Origin of the sequence: Mesorhizobium sp. WSM3879, assembly GCF_002294915.1 — a bacterium.
Classification (GTDB): domain Bacteria; phylum Pseudomonadota; class Alphaproteobacteria; order Rhizobiales; family Rhizobiaceae; genus Mesorhizobium.
On the sequence record NZ_NSFZ01000016.1, the window covers coordinates 1 to 24,216 of the forward strand.

Sequence of the window (24,216 nt, forward strand, 5' to 3'; positions counted from 1 at the left end):
CCTTGCGGGACGTCGATACCGGTGAAGCGGAGACCGACCGTCTGGCGGGTAGAGCCGTCAAAGCCCAGTTCCAGATCACTGACGTTGCTCGAAATCGAGCCGGAACCTTTCTCCTCGACATCGTCGCCTGCGGCCGCCACCCTGGCCTCGAAAGTCCCAGGCGTGCTGCCGCCGGTGACGTCAACATTGAAGGCGTGGGTGTTGGTGCTGCCGTCCGACGAGGTCGCGGTGACCGTGAGCGCAACCGTCGGCTCGGACTGGGCGTTGAGCGTGCCGGTGCTCGAGCGTGTTATGACACCGGTGCTGGGATTGATGGCAAAGCGCGGGTCGTTGAGACTGTAGGTGACCGTCGAGCCGGCATCGGGATCCGTGGCCGAAGCGGTGATGCCGACGGCAGTACCGGCGGCAGCGTTCTGGCCGATCTGGTTGGCCGCGGTGTTGGCATCGGGCGGCGTGTTGAACGCAACCGGTTCCGGGCTGTCGAGGACGGCGATGGTGAAGACCTTGTTGGCCGTGCTGCCGTCGGAAGAGGTTGCCGTCACCGTCAGGTCGATCGACGACTGGGTCTCGAAGTTGAGGCTGCCTGTGCCCGAGCGCGTAATGACGCCGGTGCTGGAATCAATGGCGAAGCGCGTGTCGTTGAGGCTGTAGGTGACCGTCGAGCCGGCATCGGGATCGGTGGCCGAAGCGGTGATCCCTGTCGGTGTCCCCGCCGCGGCGAGCTCGGCGATCTGGTTGGAGCCGGGGTTCGAGTCGGGCGGAGTGTTGAAGGCCACAGGCTGTTGGCCGGCCGTGACGGCGACGGTGAAGGGGTGCGTGACGACGCTCCCGTCCGACGAGGTGGCGGTGACGGTGAGGTTGACAGACGGCTCGGACTGGGCGTTGAGCGTGCCGGTACCTGATCGCGTGATGACGCCGGTGCTGGAACTGATGGCAAACCGCGTGTCGTCGATCGTGTAGGCGACAGTCGAGCCGGCATCGGGATCAGAGGCCGAAGCAGTGATACCGACGGCGGTGCCGGCGGCAGCGTTCTGGCCGATCTGGTTGGCCGCGGAGTTGGCATCCGGCGGCGTGTTGAACGCAACCGGCTCCGGGCTGTCGAGGACATCGAGGGTGAAGCTCTGGGTGGCGGTGCTGCCGTCGGAAGAAGTTGCCGTCACCGTCGGATTGATGGACGACTGGGTTTCGAAGTCGAGCGTGCCTGTGCCCGAGCGCGTGATGACGCCGGTATTGGCATTGATGTCGAAACGCGAGTCGTTGAGGCTGTAGGTGACGGTCGCGCCGGCGTCGGGATCCGTGGCCGAAGCGGTGATCCCGGTCGGCGCTCCCGCCGCGGCGAGCTCGGCGATCTGGTTGGCAGTGGGATCGGCATCGGCAGGCGTGTTGAAGGCCACCGGACTTCCGGATCCGGGCAAGACATATTCGATGTGCAGCAGCGGCGCGCTGGTCGGATTGTACTCGTAGGAATCGGCTGTGCGCGTGCCGGTGCCGGTGATCAGGAATGCCATATCGTTGACCGCCGCCCAGCCCGAGCGGCTGACGATCTCCTGCACGATAGCCGTCAGGTCGGGCGTGCGCTCGGCCAGGGCCTGCTCGCCCACCGTGGTCCACGGGGCCGGCGTCCAAGTCGCCGACGCGTCGGTCGTTGCCCGTGACGATACATTGAAGCTGGTGCTGGTGAAGGCGCTTGCGTCGTCGGTGTCCTGGCCCTTGATCACCAGCGAGGTCGCGCCGGTCTTCACCTCATTGGCCTGGAACTGGATGTAGGCGCTCGTGATGATCGCGCCTTGCGGGATATCGACGCCGGTGAAGCGTAGGCCGACCGTCTGGCGAGTCGTGCTGGCAAAGCCCAGTTCCAGATCGTCGACATTGGTTGAAATCGAGCCCGAAGCTTTCTCCTCGACATCATCGCCCGCGGCCGCCAGCCGCGCTTCGAATAGTTCAGCCATAGTCGGTCTCCTCTCGTAAATTTCCTCCGCAACGACGGAATCTCCCGGTGCCCGATCGGGCGTCAGGCTGAGCCCATGATCGAGCAAGGCGATGGCGTCGTTGCGCGTGAAGAACGTGATCCTGGGAACTGACCTCGAGTTCCGCCGCTGATCAGTCTGTTGCCTGCCTCAGTCTTGGCCATGCGGGCACGACTGCCGCGAGCAGGCGCAGCAGTGACAGGCCTTCCCGCCCAAGGAATAGCGACGGCAGGAGCCAGCACAACAGCAAGCCCCCCACAGACGCCAGCAATGCCGTATCGATGAGCAGCGGAAGAGGCGATAGATGGAGGGCGCGAAGCCAGTCCACGAATGCCCAGGTACCGGTTCCGACAACGCCCGCGAGCGCGACGCCAGGCAGGTGCGCAAGGAAGAAATTCGCCCACGTCATCCCGGTCACGCGGAGACTCAGCTGCGCCATGAGAAAGAAATTTGCCCCGAATGCCAGGCCGACACCAAACGCCACCCCTTCCACGCCCCAGAATTGCCCTGTGAAGGCTCCGATGCAGACACCGACGGTGAAAACAGCCTGGCGCCAGGCCCGGGCGTAAACCGTTCCGGTTGCTCGCGAGACGGAGTCGCTAAGCTTGTAGCTCGTGCGGAACAGCATGCTGAACGCCAGGATCTGGAGCGGGCCGACCACGCCTTCCCAGCCCCGTCCGAGAATGACCCGAACCAATTCGGGCGCGACGATCGCCACCACCACGCTGGCCGGCAGGACAAGCAGGCTGCAACCGGCGACCGCGCTGCGATAGGCGCGCGCAAGCCTGACGGGCTCTTCCTGGACCAGCGCCATGGTGGGGAACAGCACGCGATCGAGCACCTGGCCCACGATGACCGCCGGAGTGGTCATGAGTTGGGACGACAAACCGTAGACACCGAGCGCATCGGCGCCGAGATAGCGGCCCACGACAAGCCTGTCCACCTGAGTGGCAAGGTAGTTGCAGACCCGCGCAATGGTGAAGCCGCCGCCAAAATAGAGCAGTCCGAAAATCGCGCCCCTCTCGAGCAACGGCCGCATCGGGTGCCGCTGGCCGACGAGCAGCACGATCGTGCGGAACAACTGCTGGACCAGGATCGCTGCGACAAGTGCCCAGATACCGAAGCCGAGCCAAGCCAGCACCGGAGCGACGACCACGTAGCCGATGGCGAAAGCGACCGCGTCGACGAGCGCGAGCCAACGGAACCGCAAGGCACGCTGGGCCGAGGCCAGCGCCACCATGGAGGCTCCTTGGAAAAGAAAGATGAAGCAGACCGCACGCACGATCGGAGTGAGCTCGGGCAGGCGAAGAAGACCGGCAATAGCGGGTGCCAACGCCCATACCAGAGCGGTTACGGTAAGGCCAAGGAAGAGCGACAGGGTATATCCGACCCGGAGATGCCGCTCCTCCAGTACAGGTCGCTGCACGATCGCAGGCGTGATGCCGAGGCCCTGGAAGATGGCCGAAAACTTGATGACGATCAGTGCCGCGGAGTAGAGACCGAACTCGTTGGGCGAGAGCAACCGGGCCAGGAGGACGAGGGCGACAAGCTCGGCAACCGCCAAGGCGCCCATGGACAGGCCCGTCCAGAACATGCCTACGACACTGCGTTTTGCCAGCCCGCGCCGGATGTCGCTCACGCCAATCTCCACATGCCGCCTTGCTTACTCGACCGACCAAAGAAGGGCGGCCATGCATCTCCCCGGAACCGCTCAGCGGGGGGAGGGGATATTCGGATGGCCATGCTGAAACGCCAACGGCGCCCGCGTGGGCCGCGAGCCATGCCCGACGAGAAGGGACGGGGGGATCTCGTAGCGGTAGAATCCCATCTCATCCCGCACCTCGGGGATGATCGCCGCCAGTTCGTTCGCATCCAGGCGCAGCCACTTCTGCTGGCGGCCGGGATCGATCATCTCCTTCGCCACGCGAAGGATGTCGTCAGAGCAATGCAGCCCGCAATGTTCATAGATACGGCGCAAGACCAACTCGGGATCCTGTATCAGATCCTCATAGCGAAACGACAGCACGCGGCCTTCGCCAAGCCTGGCGAGATCCTCTCGGGCCATTCGATTGCCGCGCGCCCACTGGCGCGCGATCACTGTCAATTTTTGATGCTCCTGCAAATCCCGATCTATTCCCTTGTAGCGCGGTCCGTAGATCGACGTGTATTTTCTGTGTAGTATCCTCTTGGCGACTATCTGCTTTACGACGTCTCCCACGTAGTAATGGACTTGCGTGGCCGGCGTTTCTTTCAATAGTCGCAGAAGACCTTTGAAACTTTTTGCGCGCTGCCACTTAAGTTCCATGGAGCTTATATAGGAGAACGGATTCCTTGTAATATATAGAAATATAGCTTCTGGGAATATCTGGTGGATAAATGGCACGCGCAAGACGTTGGCGGGCGTATTTTCCATGATTTGCCGGTTGCCGTTCCGCAGCTGATAGTCGAGGAACCGGTTGCGAATGTAGCGCACGACCTTCTCGCTGGCGTCGGCTTTGACAAATTCGTCATGCCGCCGCGCCGGATCGGCATAGAGCCACAATGTTTTTGGCTCGTACCAGGTGACGACATCCGGGTGCAGCCCGATCAATTTCTGCGTGATGGTGGTGCCCGACCGGTAGTTGCCAATCAGAAAAATCGGAGGTTTCAACTCTGTTGTCGTCATGACAAGCCCCTATCGCTAAAGGTCAACCAGGATGCACGGATGCGCACGATAGCTGCGATGCTACTGGTCTCTGAAGGCACGCATCATCTGGTCCGTCAAAGGCTTCATCAGGTATGAGAGCACCTTGCGGTCGCCAGTCCGTACGAACGCTTCCACCGGCATGCCGGGCGCCAGCGAGAGCGCTCCAAGCTTCTTCAGCTCGTGGGGGTCGGGGGTGATGCGTACCGTGTAGTAGATTTCGTTGGTATGCTGATCGCGCGTCACGTCTGCCGCGATCATGGAGACCATACCTTCCGTTTCGGGCGTGGTGTGGACGTTGAAAGCCGTGAAGCGAAGAAGCGCGCGCTGACCGATCGAGAGCTGATCGATGTCCTGGGGTGCGGCCTTTACCTCGACCGCGAGAGCATCGGTGTCGGGCACGATCAGCATGATCGGATCCCCCGCGCCAATCACGCCGCCAACGGTATGGACTGCCGATTGATGGACCGTGCCGCTGGCGGGGGCGCGAATATCGATGCGCGACAGCTGGTCCTCGGCGGCGACCTTGCGCTCCTGGAACTCGGCGATCTTGGCCTCGACATCGCGCAGATCGCTCCCGGTCTCGCTGGAAAACTCCTTGTCCAGCTGCAGGATCTGCAGCTCGATTTCGGCGATCGCTCCCTGTGCCTGCGCAATGCTCGACACAAGTTGCGCCCGTTCACCCTCGATGCGCGTCGCCTCACGTTCATATTCGGTCAGCTTCGATTTGAGGGTGAGTTTCATTTCGACAAGACTGCGGATGTCGACGAGCTCGTCGTTGATCAGCTTGATCTCCTTCGTCTTTGCCGATTCCTGCGCCGAATAGCCTTCGATCTGCTTCCCGAACTGCTCGATGCGTTCGCGTAGGCGCGCCTTGTTGCCAGACACCTCGGTTCGACGAAGCTCGAATAGCCGCTGTTCGCTGGCCACTGTGGCAGCTATCTCAGGGTCGTTCATTCTCGCGACAAGCATCGGAGCAAGCGTGATGCGCTCGCTGCCGTCACGCTCGGCCTCGAGCCGGGACTTTCGCGCATAGAGCTCATCCAGGTTCTTCGTCACGTATGCCAGGCTGGCACGCGGAACGGTGTCGCTGAGCTGGACCAGAACGTCTCCGGCCCTGACGCGGTCGCCGTCGCGCACAAAAATCTTACCGACCACGCCGCCGGTCGGGTGTTGAACCTTCTTTTCGCTGCTGTCGACGACCACCGTGCCGTGCGAAATCACCGCTCCCGAAACATCCACCGTCCCGGCCCAGACTCCCATTCCGCCGATGAGCAATGCGACGATGGTCGTGCCACCCAGCAGATTGCGACGGATCGACCGTCGGTTCAAAAGCGACACGTTCGAAAGGGCAGCTGTCATTTCCCCATTTCCAATCCGGGTCAGCCATCAACGCGGTGTCGGAGTGAGCTTGAAAACCGGCTGCAGGCCTGCGGTCACGGTCTGTGGCGCGGGCAAGAGTGTCGACAGAACGCTTTCCCTGGTGCCGAACATCTGCGTCTGGCCTTCTTTCATCACGAGCAGGAAATCCACTGTGCTGAGAATGTTCGGCCGATGCGCCACAATCGCTAAGATGCCGCCGCGGGCCTTGATTGCGAGGATGGCAGCGGCAAGCGCCATTTCACCTTCGGCATCGAGATTGGAGTTGGGTTCGTCGAGGACCACCAGGAACGGATCGCCATACAGCGCGCGCGCCAGCGCAATGCGCTGACGCTGGCCGGCTGAAAGCGCGGTTCCGCCCTCTCCGATCTGCGTCTCGTAGCCATTGGGGAGACCGATGATGAGCTCGTGGACGCCCGCGGCGCGGGCGGCTGCGACAATGGCCTGCGGGTCCGGCCCGGGATCGAAGCGCGCGATATTGTCGGCAACCGTTCCCGCGAACAGTTCGACGTCTTGCGGAAGGTAGCCTATGTAGCGGCCCAGCCGCTCCGACGACCACTGGTCGAGAGCGGCGCCGTCCAGCTTGATACGGCCGGCCAGCGGTCGCCATGCGCCGACCAGCCCTCGAACCAGACTCGATTTGCCGGAACCGCTTGGTCCTATGATGCCGAGCACCGAGCCGGCGTCCAGGCTGAATTCCACACCTTGCACGATGATGCGCTGTGCGCCCGGCGCACCGATCGCGATGCGCTCCACCGTCAACTTCGACCCGGGCACCGGAAGCGCCATCGGTTGAGCATCCTGCGGCAACCGGGCGAGCAATTTGCTCAGCCTGCTCCAGCTCTGTCGCGCCCCGACGAAGTTGCGCCAATGGGCGATGGCAAGATCGACGGGCGCCAGCGCACGGCCTACAAGGATGGAGCCGGCGATGATGATCCCGGAGGTCGCCTCGCCCTCGATCACAAGCCAGGCGCCCACACCCAGCATCGCCGACTGAAGCATCAGTCGCAACGCACGAGCGAAACTGCCGAAACCGCCAACGATGTCGCTGACACGCTGTTGCAGCGCAAGATGCTCGCAGCTCGCTTCGCGCCAGTGGTCGTGCAGGCGCCTGCCCATGCCCATCGCCTGAAGCACCTCCGCGTTGCGCCGGCTGGCCTCGGCCAAGCTGTTGCGCCTCACGCTGCTTAGAACCGCGGCGCCCATCGGTCTGCGTGTGAGGATCTCCGTCGCGACCGTCAGCGTCACCAGCACCAACGCGCCGCAAGCGGCGGTTGTCCCGAGGGTCGGATGAAGGCTCCAGATGATCGCCAGATAGAAGGGCAGCCAGGGAAGATCGAACAGGGTGCCAGGCCCGGCACTCGACAGAAAAGTACGGATGTTGTCGAGATCGCGTTGCGGCTGCAATCCATCTCCCTGCTGGCCGATGTACAGGGGCAATTTCGAAACGGCGGTGAATACGCGTCCCCCGACCGCTTCGTCCAGCTCAGCGCCGATCCGGTTCATGATGCGGCCGCGCACGAGGTCGATTACCGCCTGCCCGGCAAACAGAACGCCGGCCAGTATTGCCATGGCTATCAGAGTGGGGACGCTGCGGCTCGGCAGCACCCTGTCGTAGACCTCTAACATGAACATTGCGCCGGTCAGCATGAGGATGTTGCTCACGCCGCTGAAAGCCGCAACGCCCGCGAAGGCTGCCTTGCAGGAGCGCAACGCACTGGCCAGTTCGGAGCCGGGCGCCGATTCCTTGGTCGAGGACGGGGCGCCGGCGTTCGCGAATGCGCCGGGCAAGTCGTTTCTTCGTCTCCGCCTTGCGCTGCGGACGGCTGCCATGAAGAGACCAAGGGCCGCGATCGCCACGAAAACCTGGAGGGCACCTGGATCGGCCAGCAAGGCCTGGGGATCGGAAAAATAGCGCCAGCCAGCCACGAGGTCCGTCCAGGGTCGCGTCTGCGAAACCCTGGCGAGATCAACAAAGCGTGGCAGAAACTCCGCACCCGCAAGCGCAGCGGCGAGGAGGAGCAGGATTGCAGCAGGAACACGGACGCTGAGGCGGCGGCGCGGTACCTTGCTCGACCTCTTGCGGCGCGCAGTTGTGCGGGGACGCTTTGGCGGCCGCTGCTTCGTCTTGGCATGGAAACTCGCCCGGCGGGGACGCGCTCCGAAGGCCGTCAATGCGGTGCCAAAGATCACGTCAAAATTCCGAAGATAGCTGCTGCTCTATTGGCCGACGATGCTGCGCTGGACGGCCGGATTTTGCACTTTGGGAGAGGTACCAGGGTCCGGAGCGTAGAACCCCTTGTTGGCCACGACGGAAACCTCGATGACGTCGCCGGCTCTCACTTCCGTGTTTTGATCGGCGACAATGTCGTGGGCGATCTTCTGGTCGCGCCTGAAGATGGAAATCCTCACCGAGCCCTGCAGGTCGTCGAAGGTTCTCTGTTCGCCGTAAGTGAAGATAAAGAGAAGCTTGTCGGCCACGTATCTGATTTGACTCTGGATTTTTCCGAGCTCAACTTGCGCGTCTTGGGTCTGGGCGATCAATTCCATTTCGTGACTTTGGTGCTTCTTTCGCAGCTCACTTTCAGCGTTCAGCATCGCTTGCTGCGCCTGTTCCTGCTGCAATTCCGTCTGCGCCAGTTCCGCCCGATAGCTGGTATGTGCTCGTTCCGCCGTCAGCACATTCGAGTTCGTTATCAAACCCTTTTCCCGCAGAGACCGGGCAGACTGCAGTTCTTGCAGTTGGATGTTCGCGGTCTTTTCACGTTCTTCCCTGGCCGCGGCTAGCATGGCCGCTTCCTTCTTGGCCCGATCCAGCGAGGCCTCCAGGTAGGAAACGTCATCCCGATACGCGGCAAGCCGGGCGTCCAACTGCTGCTGTTCAGACGCGATGATGCCGTCAATCAACTGCCCGCCAAACTCGACGGGCGAATCGGGAGGAGCGACGAAGGACTTTTCCAGTCGACTTTCCGCCTGGAGCCGGGCAAGACGGACCTTCAGGCGATATTCTTCAAGCGCCAGGTTTGAGCGCGCGCTTCGCAGATCAGCTATTTCCAGGGCGGGCTCCGTGTTGCCCACAGCGCTGGCGCGAAACCCGCCTGCTATGGCCAGTGCATGGCGAACCGTTATTCCGGGTTGAAACGGATAGGATCCGGGGTGGGCCACCGTTCCGGAGATGAAAAATGGCCGGTATTGTCCGATCTCCACTTTCACGAACGGCTGGAGGATCAGCTTCTGCTGCTGAAATGCTTGCTGGATGGCCTGCGAGAGGGCAACGGTGGTCAGGCCGCGCGCTTTGATATCACCCAACATTGGCAGTGAGATCGAGCCCCGATCATCGACAACGACCTCCAGCGGATAGGATTGTTCGCCGATCACGGACACACGCAGGATGTCGCCGGTGTCGAAGGTGTATCCATCCGCGCGGGAGGCACTTGCGGTGAGCAGTACGATGGCAACGGCAAGCCCACCGATCATTGCGAGCATGCTGCCGACCGCGGGTTCGAAGTTGGAAACTAGCCGTCGGCACCAGCCCTTCATGCGCAGAGGCTTGGGAGGAAATTGCTGGTCAATACGCATACGCATCGTCGGTACTCCGGTTGTCTAGCCTGCTGCCATCGGGGCCCGCCGACATTCGCCGGCGGGAGCGTGACACGAGGTTCTTCCTATGGTTCGAGAAGTAAGCCTGCATTGCGAACTCCATCGGAGCAACAAAGGCTGATCAAAATCCGTGCAGCCCGAAGGTTTGCCCGGCGAGGCGGTCGCGAATTCTCGCCTCGTTTGGCCTCGCGGCCGAAGGGGCGGGCTCGAGCACCGATTGATAAATCTGCTCGACGCTTTCGCACATGGCGTCCAGCCCCCAGGACGACAGGTCGGTGCGTTTCGCGCCGTCGGCAAGTTGAGTGCGGTGCTGCTCGTTCTCGAGAAGACCGGCGACAGCCGCCGCCGCGGCGCCCACATCCTCGGCCGGGGTCACAATTCCGTTCACGCCATGGCGGACAACCTCTTCCACGCCGGGCAAATGCGAGACCACGCTGGCTCGACCGCCGGCCAGATACTGCATCATGACGCGAGGCAATCCCTCTCGCATCGAGGTCAGTACGCACACGTCCGCCAGGCTGATCAGTCGTTCGGGCTCGCTATGGTAGCCGATCATGCGAATGTTGTTTGCGAACCGGGATCGTTCAATCGCCGATTCAACGTCCGAACGCGCTGGTCCGTCACCGGCGAGGAGCAGTCGCACGTTTGGAACTCGGTCAACGACTTTGCCGAATGCCTCAATGAACTCGACGTGGCGTTTTCTCGGTTCCAGCGCGGCCAACATCAGAACCACCGGCGGCTTTGGCTCCCCGGCAGCCGTCCCCAGGAGCAGATGCGGATCTTGCGGCCATCGCGCGTTCGCGAAGCGTGCCAGATCGAAGCCGGAATGGACGACATGGTGCTGATCGGGGCTGCCCAGATGATTGGCGATGCAGATGTCGCGCATAGCCTGACTGACATCGATGAAAGCGCGCGTGAACTTCGCGGCCAGGCGTTCGGCGGCCAGGAACACCAGCCTCTGCCCGCGGCCGACATGCACGAAAGGCAAGATGTGGACGCCATGTATGATGCCGGGGACATTGGCCTCCTTGGCGGCGAGGCGGCCGACAATGCCGGCTTTGCTTTGATGCGTGTGCACGATGTCGGGCCGCCAATCACGCATAAGGCGGGTGAGTTGCCTGAAGGCGGAAACGTCGCGGGACGGCGAGATCGGATTGATGAGTTTTTCCAGCGTCACCAGTCGAAGGGCTCCGGCAAGGGATGCCCGTAACCTCGGGTCGTATTCCGCGCCGTGAACCAACAGCACTTCATGGCCGTGCCGCGCCTGAGCGAGACAGCAAGCCAACGTGTTCTCCTCGGAGCCGGCTCGAAGCAGTCTGGTGATCACATGGACGATCTTCATTTGCTTGTACCTCAGGGACATGAAATCCGAAGCGGCGGGAGATCGAGGGGATCGAGCGGGAGTATCGCCGGGCGCCTTCCGCGGCCTTCGGGGCACGGGCCGGGCTCGCCTGTGGTTCGGTGCGATCGCGTAAAAGCTGCACGTTCGGGGATGATGCGGGGCGGTTGGACCGCCCGGTTTGCCTCTCAGAGAGACAGCCAGATATGCCTGAACAACTCGCGGCCGACGGTCTCTATGCCGGCGCTGGCGTCAACGGTCCGGATATCCTTGTCCTTCGCCCGCAGTTCCGCCATCAGCGATAGCCGCGCATCGAACGCTTCTTTCCTGATGTCCCCGGGCTTTCGCTGTTCCGAGACCGCAAAGTCCGAAACGAGGTGCAAAACGAGGTGTGGGCGGCGTTCCGCCATCTTCTCGTAGAGTCGCTGCTCAAGCCGGGCGAGGGCTGACAGGCCTGGGACGGAGAACAGGCGAGCGGGGATGGTCGGCCCGTCCAGATATCCCCTGCCGAGCGCCTGCGGCCACCGGTCACAAATGACGATCATGCCGCGCGTCGACCATCGATGTGCGCGTTTCACCACAGCGTATCGCTCAAACGCGATGAAAACCGCCCAAAACGCCAACGCGGCAGCGACAAGTCCTCCCTTCGACCAAGCCCGGCCGGAGGAATCGCTGCCATCGTTCTGGGCCAGGGACTTCAGGCGCCGTCTATGGGGAGAGACGACGGTCTGCAATGCCTTGCGAAGCCGCCATCCATTGCCATCGCCAGTTCCGACATAGACTTGGGCACACCCGAATTTCCACCCGAATATCTGCCTCAGCCGGTCAGCCTGAGTGCTCTTGCCCATGCCATCGGGACCTATCAAGGCCACCACGAATCCACCAGCTGCGGGCCGTCTCTTCGGTGGAAAGCGCCCCGGCAGCAAGCGGTGGAGGGATCTCAGGGCGAGATAGCAGGTCTTGCGTGCCAGATGCACCGCCGCATCGGCGATTGCGAAGCGTCCCGTGTAACCACACATTTCGCGGATCGAACGCCGCAGTCTGGCCAGATCTCCGCGGTGGGCGGCCAAGCCGTCGGCGCTTCGCAGGAACCTGCAGCGCACCGTTCTTGCGCCGTCAAACGTGCAGTCGACGACCTGCAAGCCGTGCTCGTCGGACGTGGATGGCAGGCGCGCAAAGTGCTGCTTCCAACCCTCGTCGAGGGCGATCCATTGCCTCCACGGAAGCGCCGAGGCGCGGAAGGCGAAGCGGGCAATCGCTATTCGAAGCTCGTCTTCGGGAGAGACCACCGGAACCGATACTCCGTCGACGCAAATCGCCTCCCATCGCGTGATCGCCGCATAATCGAAAGCCGAATAGCGCTTGCGAAATTCCCGGCCGACGCGGGCACCGATATGCATATCGAGATGGAGATAGCGGCCATGCGTGAAGTCAGGCAGGAACCAGTCTTCTCTGCCGGCACAGACATTGTCGTAGCAGGAGAGGCTCACGCCGCGCCGGCCGTGCAATTGACAGACGATGGAGCAGAAGAGCGGGTAGTCATGCTTGTCCAAAAGCACATCCAGATCATCCCGTCCGGCAAATCCGTCACGCACGGACGCGAGATCCTGAATAATTCCGTACCTCACGCCGGCTTGATTGAGTGCTCGAAACAGTTCGCTGACAATCGGCAGTGCCGGCGCCGTTTCAACCGGCCTGAAAGGAGCGTCTCCGTCAGTTTGATACGGCGCGGCATCTGAGTGGCTGCCCAGCGCGCCCGCGCCAACAGTCTTCGTCGACGCTGAAGCATTCGCTCCCGGCGCCAACGTTTCCGCCACGATCTCCGCCTTGGCCTCCGTAGCCCAACGGCGATACTGTTGCGGCAGCAGACGATCCCGAAGGTCTCCGGGCCCGGCCGGAGGGAAGGCTGCCGATTTGGACTTGCGTGGTGTTTGCAAGAGATTTCTCGTGATTGGTCGCGGGCGAGCGTCACTCGCTCGTCATCGCCGGAAACGTCGTGGAACTGGCGTGCGGTAGGTCCAAGCCCCTCGGTGGGCTGGTGTTCCTGGGATGTCGAACGACCAATCGTCTCAGTGCCGGCCCGCAGGTTCTGACGTCACCTTCGCAGGCTACCGCACCGAGGGTGAATTGGGTGCCAACTCATCACTCCCTGCCGAGTGTTTCGGCATCTTTGTAACGAAAGCGGTGAGTAAAACTCACCGAGTAGTTTCAAGACACTATCGACAACTTGTCCCGATCAATAGTGATAGGAGTAGACCGGTTCATGATGTCGAGAAGAATTCTGACCGCTCCGGCGCTTCCGACATGATCAAGAATCCCGAGCTGGTCCGAAAATGGCCCGTCTATGATCCTGATTTTCTGGCCCGGCCTCAACAGGATGTCCGGGTGCAAAATCCCGTCCTCATCGGTTGCCGATATCAAGGATTCAACCACCCCATAAGGCGCCGGTACCGGCATGCCCTTGCTCATGACGAGCTTTCGGACGCCCACGGTCGAGTTGATCGGGTACCAGCTCTGCTGATGGACAGCCAGGGAGACGAACAGATAGCAGTCGAAATACGCGCTGGAGACGGTCCTGACCCTGCGGGCGTGCCGGACGGTTCGCCTGCGCTTGGGCAGATAGGTCCGGAAGTTCTGCGACAGCAGGTGCCGCTCGGCAAGGCTCTCGGAATGCTGGTGCGTCTGGACCACGCACCAGCGCGCAGCTTCGCCGCCGTGACTTTTGTCCGTCGAGTCAGGAAAACCGTTGTTGCAGAAGTTAGTGTGCAGCATGACGCAATACTGTCTCTTCCCTAATTGAGGTAGTAACTATCCGAGACACTGCTTTCGAGCGACGTGTAACGGCCGTATCTGGGCAGCTTTGGTTCGTCCACCATCGTCAGGGCAATGCCGGCAAGCTTGGACCGATCGCCAAGATGTCGAATTCCTTCGGCAACGGCCTCGCGCGAGGTTTCCCGCCACCTCACGACGAAGACGACCTTGTCGACATGCCTGGCCAGGATCGAGGCATCGGCCGCGGGTCCGACGGGTGGTGCGTCAATGATCACCGTGTCGAATTTTCCCCGAACCTCCTCAAGCAGCGAGCGCATTCGCGCCGAAGCAAGAAGGGCAGGCGGGTTGCGGGTTCTTGCTCCTGCGGGCAGCATGGATATGCCCGAGCGTTCGTCCAGATGGATCGCGTTTGCGGCCTTCACCGGCAAGGTCAGGAGATCGACCAATCCGACCTTGTCAGCCATGCCGAAGAAGGCCGTGGCGGCCGAAAGACGCAAGTCCGCGTCGATGACCAGAACCCGTTCGCCGTCGGCAGCCGCCGAGCAAGCCAGGCTTAATGCCAGCGTTGTCTTGCCTTCGCCGGGCATCGCTGATGTCACGAGCACCAGGCGCGGCGAACGGTCCAGTTCCGGCGTGGCCTGGATACCGAGGCGAAGCCGCCGCACCGCTTCGCTGTACCTGGAGAGCGGTTTGCGCTCGAGATAGGCCACAGGCTGAGCATGGACGTCTTTCGACCAGCCTGACATCCTTGGCATCGACGCAAGAACCGGAACTGCCAATTCTTCCTCGATCTGCTTCTTTGCCATGAAGCCGGAAGCGAAGAGTTCACGTAGCACGGCGCCGGCGCCCCCGAAGAAGATGCCGAAAACCACACCCAAAGCCGCAAAAAGAGGCCTGTTTGGGAAGCTTGGCGCGCCAGGAACGCTCGCATCGGTGATTACACGCACGCCGCTGTTGAGGAGGGTGGATTTCTCTTCGGTAAGCTTGGCGCGTGACAGGAACGTCTCGAAGAGTTCCTTGTTCGCGGCCGCGATCCTCTCCAGATCGCGTAACTGGACGCCAACCTGACCTTCGATTTCGGAGCGGTTGGATACCGAGTCCAGGGCGCGAGCCAGAGAAGCCTCCCGTGCTTCGGCCGCGTCGACCTCGTTCTTCAGATTGCCGATCAGGCGCTGGACTTCGGCAGCGATCTGTCCCTCGATGTCGCGGCGCTCGGCCTGAGCGGACAAGACCTCGGGATGCCGCTCGCCATACTTCAATTTGAGGTCGGCTTCCCGCCGGGTCACTCCGGAGAGCTGAGCCCTGAGCGCGTTAATCACCACCGACTGCAGCACGTCCGGAATCGACTGGATGTCACCTCCGGCAGCCTGTACCTTGCTAACTTGCTGATATTGCGAACGTTTCTCGGACAACTCGGCGCGCGCATTGATTAGGGCGACGTTCAACTCGGACAGCTGCTGGTCAGTCAAGCTGCCCGCCTGCGTGGCCACTAAATTGTGATCGATCCGAAACTTCTGGACAGCTTGCTCCGAACGGCTGAGTTCCGCTCGCAGATAGGCGGCCCGATCGCTGAGCCACGAGGAGGCCTTCTGGACCCCTTCGTAACGGGACCTTATTCGATCTGCCACATAGGCCTGGGCAATCGCGTTCGCGAGCGATGCCGCTTTTTCCGGATCGTAGGCGCCTACATCAAGCTCAATGACGTTGCCAAGCCCGACGCGCGAAACTCCCAGCGCGTTCTGGAGCCATATCAATGCCCCCGGTCCTATCTTGGGGTCTTCCGCCAGCTTTTGGCTGTCGACGACCTGCTGAAGAAGTGACGCAGACCTCAAGACAGCGATCTGACTTTCAATGAACGTTGGATTGTCAGAAAAATCAGAATTGGAGTAATCTTGTGGAGTCATATAGTCGATCGGAGCGTCAAGTAATATCTGAGAAACTCCAGTGTATGTTGTCGGAAGAATATACGCGGCAGCTATAAACAGAGTGAAAGTGATGACGGCAATTCCGCACACCAGCTTCCACCGACGAAGAAAGAAATCGAAGACTTCCCTGACGTCGAGGGGCAGGAATTCCCGAATCATCCTCGGATTATCAGTTGGATTGGCCATTTCCCGAATCCTCACGATCGACAGCACAACTCCCAGCCCTTCAGCGTCGGCTGAATGGCGTTCATTTCAAAATGGGTCGGGCAGCTAGCCGTTATGCGCTCTCAAACGCATGAATCGTAAGGGTTGGTGTCCCGCCGACATGTCCAAATCGCTCTTCTGCGCCCACTCACCGATCGCGTCACCGGTAAGGCAGAAACATATCAGCTTCGCGGACATCGCCGCCATTACCATTATTGAGTAGTAACTCGGCTAAAGGTCGATCTGGTCTACCCCGTATGCCTCTCCGAGCTTTAAGAAGTCGCCGAGACACCTTCCTCTCGCCCTTCAGGGAGGTCCACTACAACGCTACGATCGTCAAGGATGCTCCTGACGATGAGAGAAGCGGCCGGCCTCGGCAGTTCTGAGGTTGACATGGACACTTATAGCGAAGTCGTTCCGAGTTTTGCAGGTTGGGTGCTCGACGGTCCCGGGGTCATTCTTCTGCTGGCGGCAACCCTGCCGCTGATGCTTCTTCTTAAGGGCCGGCCGCTGGGCTACGGGACCCTTGCCGTCATTATCGGCACTGTCATGTTGCTATTGTTGGGTATCGAGAATTGGGCGGGAGCGGTCGCCGCCCTTCTCGCCTATTGCGTCCTCGTTTCATTGGCCTTGCTTTCCACCTGGAGGCGTATGAAGCAGATCGAGGACCGCCTCGCATTGGTTGCGTCGGCAATAGACGGCCTGGAAGTCGCCGAGGAGCGGCGACAGACCTACAGCGTCAGGCGTTCGCGCCGGAAGCCGGAAGCCGGAGCAATGGTGCAAACCGTCGCGGTCGGCGCGACGGACAATCCAGAAAGCGAGACGCGATATATCCCAGGGCCGCCTTGGCAAGAGCTGCAAGCGCCCGGTCCGCGACCTGAATCCGCGGCTCCGGCCTCAACGCAATCGGCAGGGCGCAATTTTGCCTCATCGACGGGTGGGGGCCCCTGACAACAAGGTTCGAAGACAAGGATCGGTGTTCCGGCGGCAGGTTCTCGGGCAGCCTGTCCGGACCGACAGCGCGGTTCAACTTTTCGCTGCATCCGCAGCGTCGCGCGTAATGACGAGACTCTCCCGCCGGGGCTTTGCGATGGTCCAGACGATACTGTCGGGCGCAGTATGCGGGATCGGTGCGGTGGGGCTGCATTTCGACGGCATGCGGGCACGCCGCGGCATGCTGCTGGCATCGGTGCGGCACGAGCTGTTGTTCCGAAGTCATCGTGCGCTGCAAGCCAAAGCTGTGCTGCCTGAGCGACTTTAATATACCAAGGGTGTAGGGTTGTACCAAAAGGTGGTAGACTGCGCTGCAATTCGGATGAGGTGACAGATGGAACTTTTTGCCTAGTCGATAGTTGCAGCTTCAGGTTGACCCGGGGGGGTGGATCATGGGCTTGGGCGATTCGGGGAAATGAACTTATCGAAGCAAGTTGGATTGGTGAAAGGACCCACGCTTGCTGACGCAAGCTGGGAAAGGGGAATCTCTGTACTGCCAGGAGCCGTGCGCCGTACCTATGCGGCCAACGCGACTATTGCAGGCGAATACCACACCAAATCCTCTATTCTGATTATGATCGCCGGCTGGGCGGCATTTGCGAAGACATTGCCGAATGGCTCACGTCTCATCGTCGATTTTGCGCTTCCTCGCGAAATTGCGGTGATCGAGTTCGCCGGAAAAGCGGGCGATACGGTGACGGCCCTCTCGGACGTTATCGCGATTGAGCTGGCCGGTCCCGTCCGTACATGTTCTGCGCGTTATCCGCAGTCCATCTGCGAAGCAATCCTGCGGGCTGAGGCCGATCGATATTCAAGGGTTGCGGAACACCTGGCAAGCGTCAGCAGAAGGGGTGCCGTTGAGCGCACGGCCCATTTCCTTCTCGAACTGGCCTGCCGCTCACATCGATCGGCAACGAGCTATCCGGCCCGCTTCGAATGCCCGCTGACCCAGGGCGAACTCGCCGATGCATTGGGACTTTCGGCTGTGCATGTAAGTCGCGTGTTGAAAACGTTGCGTCAGACCGCCCTGGCCTCATTCCGGTATGGGGTCGTCGAGTTGCACGATCTTCCGGGACTGATCAAAACAGCCGGATTTGATCGGTCCTACATTTCGAGCTGATGCAAGGCGCTCAGGCCCGGCACGGGCAGTTCAGCGCGGGAGTGCTGAACTGCTCAAACCGTTTGGGCCAAATCGTCTCCTTCCGGCCAGCCTATTCTTCCAGCGCAAGCCCCAATTCGGCGCGCCGTCGCAGCCAAAGACTTGCGCGGTAGCGAGGATCCCGGGTGCGGTCATGGATCGTATCCAGGATGCGCAGAATGCGGGCAGGGCCGAGCTTGTTGCCCCACTCCAGCGGTCCGTGGGGATAGCCGAGCCCCAGCCGTACGGCGGCGTCGACATCCGCCGCCGATGCAATCTTCTGCTCGACGATCTCGCAGCCGATATTGACGATCATCGCGACGACGCGCTGGCAGACCGCGCCGCAACTGTCGCTCACCAGGGTCGCCTTGCGGCCGGCGCGTTTGACAAGCGCGAGGGCGGCGCTCCTGGCCTTGTCGGACGTCGCCGCCGACGCGACGAGCGTGACGTGACGGTCCAGGCCGAAATAGGGATCGAACCCGAGGCATAGTGAAGGTGAGAGGCCAAGACGCATCGCGGCGCCGGCGACATCGTGCCCCTCCAACCCTACGAGGATGAGGCCGTCCCGCCCTAGCGCCTGATCCTGGCGGCCGCAAACAGTGGCGCCGGCCGACGCGACCAGTTTTTGCATTTCGCCGGTGTCATTGTCGGCCAAGACGGTGACACGGTCCGGAATCCCGCTGGTCTCCGCCGGCTGTGTTGATGCGGGCGGAACGGCTTGCCGGTTGCGGTCGTAGGCATAGAAGCCGCGTCCGGTCTTGCGCCCGAGCAGGCCCGCCGCCACACGCTGCGCCGCGATGACGGAAGGGCGGTAGCGCGGATCCTGATAGAACTGGTTGTAGACACCCTCCATCACCGGGTGGGAGACATCGAGCCCGGTGAGGTCCATCAATTCGAAGGGGCCCATCCTGAAGCCGGCGGCGTCGCGCAGGATCGCATCGATCTCGGCGATCGAGGCCACGCCCTCCCGCAGCATGGCCAGGGCCTCGGTGCCGAAGGCACGGCCGGCGTGATTGACGATAAAGCCGGGCGTGTCGCTGGCGACGACGGGCCGGTGGCCGAAGCGGGCCGCAAGCTCGACCAGCGTGTGCTCGACCTCAGGCGCCGTGTGAGCTCCTGAGATGACCTCGACCAGTTTCATCACGGGCACGGGATTGAAGAAATGGTAGCCGGCAATCCGCTCAGGTCGCTTGGCCGCGGAAGCGATCGCCGTGACGGACAGCGAAGAGGTGTTGGTCGCGATGATGGCGTCCGGCCTGACGATTGTCTCCAGCGCCTCGATGAGCTGACGTTTGGGCTCGAGACGTTCGACAATAGCTTCCACCACCAGATCGGCGCCTGCCAGTCGCCCAAGTGTTTCGGCAGGTTCGATATGGGCGAGCAGCTTCTCGACTACCTCCGAGCTGACTTTGCCGGCGGCTGCCCTGGCGCGCTGACGCGACGCGATTTGCTCGATGGCCGCCGCCGCCTTTCCGGGGGCATCATCGACCATCATCACATCGATGCCTGCCGCCGCCAGGACCTCCGCTATGCCGGAACCCATCACCCCGGCGCCTACGACACCGGCTTTCCCGATCCGACTGGTGGGCTCCCCTCCCGCGCCTGCCAAGTCAGCGCCCCTTGAACGAGGGTCCGCGCTTCTCCAGGAAGGCGGCAATGCCCTCCCGTTTGTCCGCGGTATCGAAAAGCAGCTGGAAGGCTTTGCGTTCCAGCCTCAAGGCGGTTTCCAACGGAGCGTCTTCGCCGTTGACGACCGCCTCCTTGATCTGCTCGACGGCCAGCGGCGGAAGACGGCCGATCCTCTCAGCGATTTGCAGCGCTTGCTGCAAGGCCTGACCCTCATCCGTCAGGGTGCTGACCAAGCCGGCACGCTCGGCATCCTCGGCCGAAAACATGTCGCCGGTGAGAAGGAGCATCAGCGTCTTGTATTTGCCGATTGCCCTGAGCAGGCGCTGGGGTGCCGCCGGCGCCCGGCATCAAGCCGAGCTTGACTTCAGGCTGGCCAAAAGTGGCTGACCTTGCGGCGACGATGATGTCGGCGTGCATGGCAAGCTCGCACCCGCCGCCCAGCGCGAAGCCTTCGACCGCGGCAATGACCGGCTTCGGGCACCTGGCGATCGCGTCCCAGTAGCGGTGGGTGCGCTGCAGAAGCATGTCGGCCGAGCCGAGCTTTTCGAACGCTTTTATGTCGGCTCCTGCAGCGAAGTTGCCGCCGCGCCCAGCAATGACGATCGAGCGGATTTCCGTGTCCTCGGAAAAGCTTGCCACGGCGGCGGCCAGCTTCTCCCGCACTTCGAGGTTGAGCGCGTTGCGCACTTCGGGACGATTGATTTCGACCAGCCCCACATTCTCGACAGGGCGGCTCTCGACGACAACGAGGGATTCTTTCGCGGAACTCATTTCATGCTGCGGAATCTAACAGGGAGACTTGATTTCATACCCGAACTATGGTCAGCAGCCGCGAGGCCCGCAAGGATATTGTTTGCTGCGGCCGGTGCGATCGGGGCGGTCCGCAGGCCGGAGCCGGCTTCTCAGCGTCATGTTTTCGCTCGAGCTCCGATGTCCATTAGCGATGCTCCAGCAAGATGCGCGTCACATGCTCGGCGATGGCCAGGCTCGAGGTCAGCCCGGGGCTTTCAATGCCAAACAGATTGACCAGGCCCGTGATGCCATGCGTCCCGGTATCCTGGACGACGAAATCTCTGTTGGCTTCGCCGGGACCGGAAAGCTTTGGCCTGATACCGCTATAGGCCGGCTGCAGGCTGCCGTCGGCCACTTCCGGCCAGTATTTGCGGATTTCAGCATAGAAGCGGGTGCCGCGTGCGGGGTCGACGCGGTAGTCGAGCGCATCGGTCCATTCGACGTCAGGCCCAAAGCGCGCCGCGCCGCCGAGGTCGAGCGTCAGATGGACGCCGAGCCCGCCGGGCTCCGGCACGGGATAGATGAGGTGCGAAAAGGGCGCTCGCTTCGCCACTGAAAAATAGTTGCCTTTGGCGTAGCAAAGGCCGGGCAGGAACCGGCGATCGAATCCTGTGATCGAGCCGGCAAGCGCGACAGCACCGAGGCCCGCCGCGTTCACGAGCCGCGATGTGGCGATATCGAAATCTTCGCCGCTCCCCGTGCTGGTCGTCTGGAGAACGATGCGGTCGGCTTCGATCCGGCCCGACACGATGCGGGTGTTGAGCGACAGCATCGCACCGCTTCCCTCGGCATCGCCGAGCAGGGCGAGCATCAGCGCGTGGCTGTCGATGATGCCGGTGGAGGGCGAAAGCAGCGCAGCCGTGCAATGCAGCGCTGGCTCAAGCGCGTGAGCCTCGGCGGCGGAGAGGAAACGCAAGTCACCGACGCCGCACGCCGCGGCATTGGCTCGAATGTTGGCAAGCACCGGCTCCTGCGCATCATCGGTCGCGACGATCAGCTTGCCGCAGCGCCGGTGCGGGATCGAGCGCTCGGCGCAGTAGCGATAGAGCATCTCGCGTCCGGCCACGCAGAGCCGCGCCTTGAGCAAGCCTTGCGGATAATAGATGCCGGCATGGATCACTTCCGAGTTGCGCGAGCTCGTCTCGGTGCCGATGGCATCCGCCGCTTCGAGGATCAGCGTGTCGAAACCTTGCGCGGCAAGGCCGCGCGCGATCGCTAGGCCCACCACGCCGGCACCGGCAATCACGCAGTCAACCCGTTCCATGCCCAGTCCATTCGGTTGCGCGAGCGGCACCTCACAGCCCTTTCTCAAGGATCATCTGGCTGTTGTCCATTGCTGTAGGGCAATCATGTGCCCGCCGCGGCTTGCGAGACCGACCATGCGCCAGGTTCCCATGGCGCTATCGATCCTGACAGGGCGGCTCTTGCGGCTTGAACGTGCGATGATGCATCACAGCTCAGACACGAGGGCAAATTTCGGACTTCTCGACCAGCGAGATGGTCCTACACTCGCAGACAGGAGCCATCATGGACGCCAGACCGAATTCCCCTGAAGCCCGCGATATCCGCTACCACATGCACGCCTACACCAATGCCCGCAAGCATCAGGAAACGGGACCGCTGGTCATCGAAAAGGGCGACGGCATCTATGTCGAGGACATTGCCGGGAACCGCTATATCGAGGCGATGGCCGGCCTGTGGAGCGTTGCCGTCGGCTTCTCGGAAAAGCGACTGGTCGAGGCGGCCACGCGGCAGATGTCGAAGCTGCCCTTCTATCACGATTTCGGCTCGAAGGCGCATTCGCCGTTGATCGATCTGGCCGAAAAGCTGGTGCAGATGGCGCCGGTGCCGATGAGCAAGGCCTATTTCACCAATTCGGGCTCGGAGGCCAACGACACGGCGATCAAGATGATCTGGTATCGGTCGAACGCGCTCGGCCGGCCGGCGCGCAAGAAGATCATCAGCCGCAAGCGTGGCTATCATGGCGTCACCATCGCGTCCGCAAGCCTGACCGGGCTGCCGAACAATCATCTGTCCTTCGACCTGCCGATCGCCAATATCCTGCACACCTCGACGCCGCACCACTGGCGCGATGCCGAGCCCGGCGAAAGCGAGGAGCAGTTTTCCAGCCGTCTGGCCGACGACCTGGAAAAACTGATCCTCGCAGAGGGGCCGGAAACCATCGCCGCCTTTATCGGCGAGCCGATCATGGGCGCCGGCGGCGTCGTCGTTCCGCCCGCCGGCTATTGGGAAAAAATCCAGGCGGTGCTGTCGAAATACGACATTCTTTTAGTGGCCGACGAGGTCATCTGCGGCTTCGGCCGCACCGGCGAGATGTTCGGTTCGCAGACCTTCGGCATCAAGCCCGACATCATGGTGTTGTCCAAGCAGATCTCGTCGTCCTACCTGCCGATCTCGGCGCTGCTGATCAACGACAAGGTTTTCGAACCGATCGCCGACGAGAGCGATCGCATCGGCACCTTCGGCCACGGCTTCACCGGCGGCGGTCATCCTGTCGCCGCGGCCGTCGCGCTGGAAAACCTCAAGCTGATCGAGGAGCGCGACCTTGTCGGCAATGCGCGCACGGTCGGCGCGCATTTGCAGGCCAGGCTGCGCAAGCTCGGTTCCCATCCACTGGTGGGCGAGGTGCGTGGCGTCGGCCTGATCGCCGCCGTCGAGCTGGTCGCCGACAAGGCGAGCAAGGCGCCATGGGGCAAGCCTGCGGCTCTCGGTGCGCTGGTCAATGGGTTCATGCAGCACAACGGCGTGATCTCGCGCAACATGGGCGATGCGATTGCTTTCTGTCCGCCGCTGATCATTACCGAGACTCAGGTCGACGCTTTGGTCGACGCGTTCGAACGATCGCTCGAGGCCGCGCTGCCGCAGGTCCGGCCACAAGGCTGAACCATCGATCACTATGGGAGCGCCGTGTCGGCTGGGTCAGGTCGGCATTTCCGAACTGACCTGCTTGCGAGGCATGGTTATTCGGGCTTGTCGTCCGGATGACCGAGCTCGCAGAACCAGCCGCCGAGATATTTCACCGACGGCCTCTTTGGGTCGGGAACGGGAGTCTTCGCCTCGACGGCGGCGCGGAACGGTTCGGCGCTGTCCTGCGGGATGAATCCGAGATGATCGGCGCCGCTGTTGTCGACCATCTTCAGCTTGTTGTTGGATAGGCCGAACGAGATGGTGTGGCCGACGCGCGGCGCCGTCAGCGATGCCTCGACCAGGCGCACGCAGTCGGCGAAGGAAAGATACGACCACAGCATGCGCCGGTCTGCCGGCTCGGGGAAAGACGAGAAGATGCGCAGGCACACCGTCTCGATGCCGAACTTGTCCCAGTAAAGCCGGCTGAGGCTTTCGACGAAATTTTTCGACACGCCATAAAGACTGTCCGGGCGCACCGGCGCGTCGACGCCGATGTGCGCCTCGATCTCGTGGTAGCCGATGGCATGTACCGAGGAGGCGTAGACGACGCGCTTCACGCCGTGTTTCCGCGCGCCTTCATAGATGTGGTAGGAGCCGCGAATGCTGGAATCGAGGATGGTCTGCCACTCGCATTCGAGCGGCGCGCCGCCGAAATGCACGATCGCATCGCAGTCCTTGGTGGCTGCGATGGTCGCCTCCATGTCGGCAAGATCGAAGACGGCTTCTTCTTCATGAGGCGCAAGATCGCTGAACGGCCCGCGGCCCGCCAGGCGGATCTTGCTTGCCAGCGGCACCAGTCCCTTGCGCAATTGCGAGCCGAGCCGGCCAGCGGCGCCGGTGATCAATATACGTTCGTAGTGCGGCAT

Annotated in this window: 16 protein-coding genes and 2 pseudogenes; 4 read left to right on the forward strand and 14 right to left on the reverse strand. The window is 62.1% G+C overall.

Annotation, left to right across the window (positions count from 1 at the left end; all coding sequences use genetic code 11):
• The 10 genes and pseudogenes from CK218_RS26350 to CK218_RS26395 form a co-directional block, all read right to left on the reverse strand.
• Positions 1 to 1,949: pseudogene (locus CK218_RS26350) on the reverse strand (hypothetical protein); the annotation flags it as partial.
• Between the two features lie 151 nt (positions 1,950 to 2,100).
• Entirely contained in the window at positions 2,101 to 3,606 is a 1,506-nt protein-coding gene (locus tag CK218_RS26355; RefSeq protein WP_245435198.1) for a lipopolysaccharide biosynthesis protein, read from the reverse strand.
• A gap of 72 nt (positions 3,607 to 3,678) precedes the next feature.
• Positions 3,679 to 4,632 (reverse strand): sulfotransferase, encoded by a 954-nt coding sequence (locus CK218_RS26360; protein ID WP_095784038.1) that lies wholly within the window; start codon positions 4,630 to 4,632, stop codon positions 3,679 to 3,681.
• A gap of 60 nt (positions 4,633 to 4,692) precedes the next feature.
• Positions 4,693 to 6,012, reverse strand: a complete 1,320-nt coding sequence (locus CK218_RS26365) for an HlyD family type I secretion periplasmic adaptor subunit (RefSeq protein ID WP_095829399.1) — start codon at positions 6,010 to 6,012, stop codon at positions 4,693 to 4,695.
• 27 nt (positions 6,013 to 6,039) lie between these two features.
• Positions 6,040 to 7,863, reverse strand: a complete 1,824-nt coding sequence (locus CK218_RS26370) for a type I secretion system permease/ATPase (protein ID WP_095829458.1) — start codon at positions 7,861 to 7,863, stop codon at positions 6,040 to 6,042.
• 387 nt (positions 7,864 to 8,250) lie between these two features.
• A complete protein-coding gene (locus CK218_RS26375; protein ID WP_245435199.1) occupies positions 8,251 to 9,615 on the reverse strand; it encodes a polysaccharide biosynthesis/export family protein in 1,365 nt (454 codons plus the stop codon).
• 136 nt (positions 9,616 to 9,751) lie between these two features.
• Complete coding sequence (locus CK218_RS26380; protein WP_095829400.1) at positions 9,752 to 10,972, reverse strand: glycosyltransferase; 1,221 nt, start codon at positions 10,970 to 10,972, stop codon at positions 9,752 to 9,754.
• Between the two features lie 185 nt (positions 10,973 to 11,157).
• Positions 11,158 to 12,906 carry a hypothetical protein gene (locus tag CK218_RS26385; RefSeq protein WP_179294603.1) on the reverse strand — a complete coding sequence of 583 codons (1,749 nt, stop codon included), beginning with the start codon at positions 12,904 to 12,906 and terminating at the stop codon, positions 11,158 to 11,160.
• Positions 12,907 to 13,177: 271 nt separating this feature from the next.
• Positions 13,178 to 13,741, reverse strand: coding sequence for a transcription termination/antitermination NusG family protein (locus CK218_RS26390; protein ID WP_095779451.1), 564 nt, complete (start codon positions 13,739 to 13,741; stop codon positions 13,178 to 13,180).
• A gap of 20 nt (positions 13,742 to 13,761) precedes the next feature.
• The gene (locus tag CK218_RS26395) at positions 13,762 to 15,852 is read right to left on the reverse strand and encodes a polysaccharide biosynthesis tyrosine autokinase (protein ID WP_095829460.1); all 2,091 of its coding nucleotides are present in this window, start codon (positions 15,850 to 15,852) and stop codon (positions 13,762 to 13,764) included.
• Between the two features lie 372 nt (positions 15,853 to 16,224).
• Here CK218_RS26395 and CK218_RS26400 point away from each other — a divergent pair, with 372 nt between their 5' ends.
• The 3 genes from CK218_RS26400 (at position 16,225) to CK218_RS26410 (ending at position 17,983) form a co-directional block, all read left to right on the forward strand.
• Positions 16,225 to 16,821 (forward strand): hypothetical protein, encoded by a 597-nt coding sequence (locus CK218_RS26400; protein ID WP_141245490.1) that lies wholly within the window; start codon positions 16,225 to 16,227, stop codon positions 16,819 to 16,821.
• Positions 16,822 to 16,960: 139 nt separating this feature from the next.
• Entirely contained in the window at positions 16,961 to 17,131 is a 171-nt protein-coding gene (locus tag CK218_RS30790; RefSeq protein ID WP_170950321.1) for a hypothetical protein, read from the forward strand.
• 147 nt (positions 17,132 to 17,278) lie between these two features.
• On the forward strand, positions 17,279 to 17,983 hold the full coding sequence (locus CK218_RS26410) for a Crp/Fnr family transcriptional regulator (RefSeq protein WP_082954067.1): 705 nt from the start codon (positions 17,279 to 17,281) through the stop codon (positions 17,981 to 17,983).
• A 91-nt stretch (positions 17,984 to 18,074) separates the two neighbouring features.
• Here CK218_RS26410 and CK218_RS26415 read toward each other — a convergent pair whose 3' ends face one another.
• From CK218_RS26415 to CK218_RS26425, 3 genes and pseudogenes are all read right to left on the reverse strand, one after another.
• Positions 18,075 to 19,610, reverse strand: coding sequence for a 3-hydroxyacyl-CoA dehydrogenase (locus CK218_RS26415; protein WP_280950836.1), 1,536 nt, complete (start codon positions 19,608 to 19,610; stop codon positions 18,075 to 18,077).
• Between the two features lies 1 nt (position 19,611).
• Positions 19,612 to 20,401: pseudogene (locus tag CK218_RS26420) on the reverse strand (enoyl-CoA hydratase-related protein).
• Positions 20,402 to 20,567: 166 nt separating this feature from the next.
• Positions 20,568 to 21,686, reverse strand: a complete 1,119-nt coding sequence (locus CK218_RS26425) for an NAD(P)/FAD-dependent oxidoreductase (protein WP_095829461.1) — start codon at positions 21,684 to 21,686, stop codon at positions 20,568 to 20,570.
• A 263-nt stretch (positions 21,687 to 21,949) separates the two neighbouring features.
• Here CK218_RS26425 and CK218_RS26430 point away from each other — a divergent pair, with 263 nt between their 5' ends.
• Positions 21,950 to 23,326 (forward strand): aspartate aminotransferase family protein, encoded by a 1,377-nt coding sequence (locus CK218_RS26430; protein WP_095829404.1) that lies wholly within the window; start codon positions 21,950 to 21,952, stop codon positions 23,324 to 23,326.
• Between the two features lie 77 nt (positions 23,327 to 23,403).
• Here CK218_RS26430 and CK218_RS26435 read toward each other — a convergent pair whose 3' ends face one another.
• Positions 23,404 to 24,216 (reverse strand): NAD(P)-dependent oxidoreductase, encoded by an 813-nt coding sequence (locus CK218_RS26435; RefSeq protein WP_095784029.1) that lies wholly within the window; start codon positions 24,214 to 24,216, stop codon positions 23,404 to 23,406.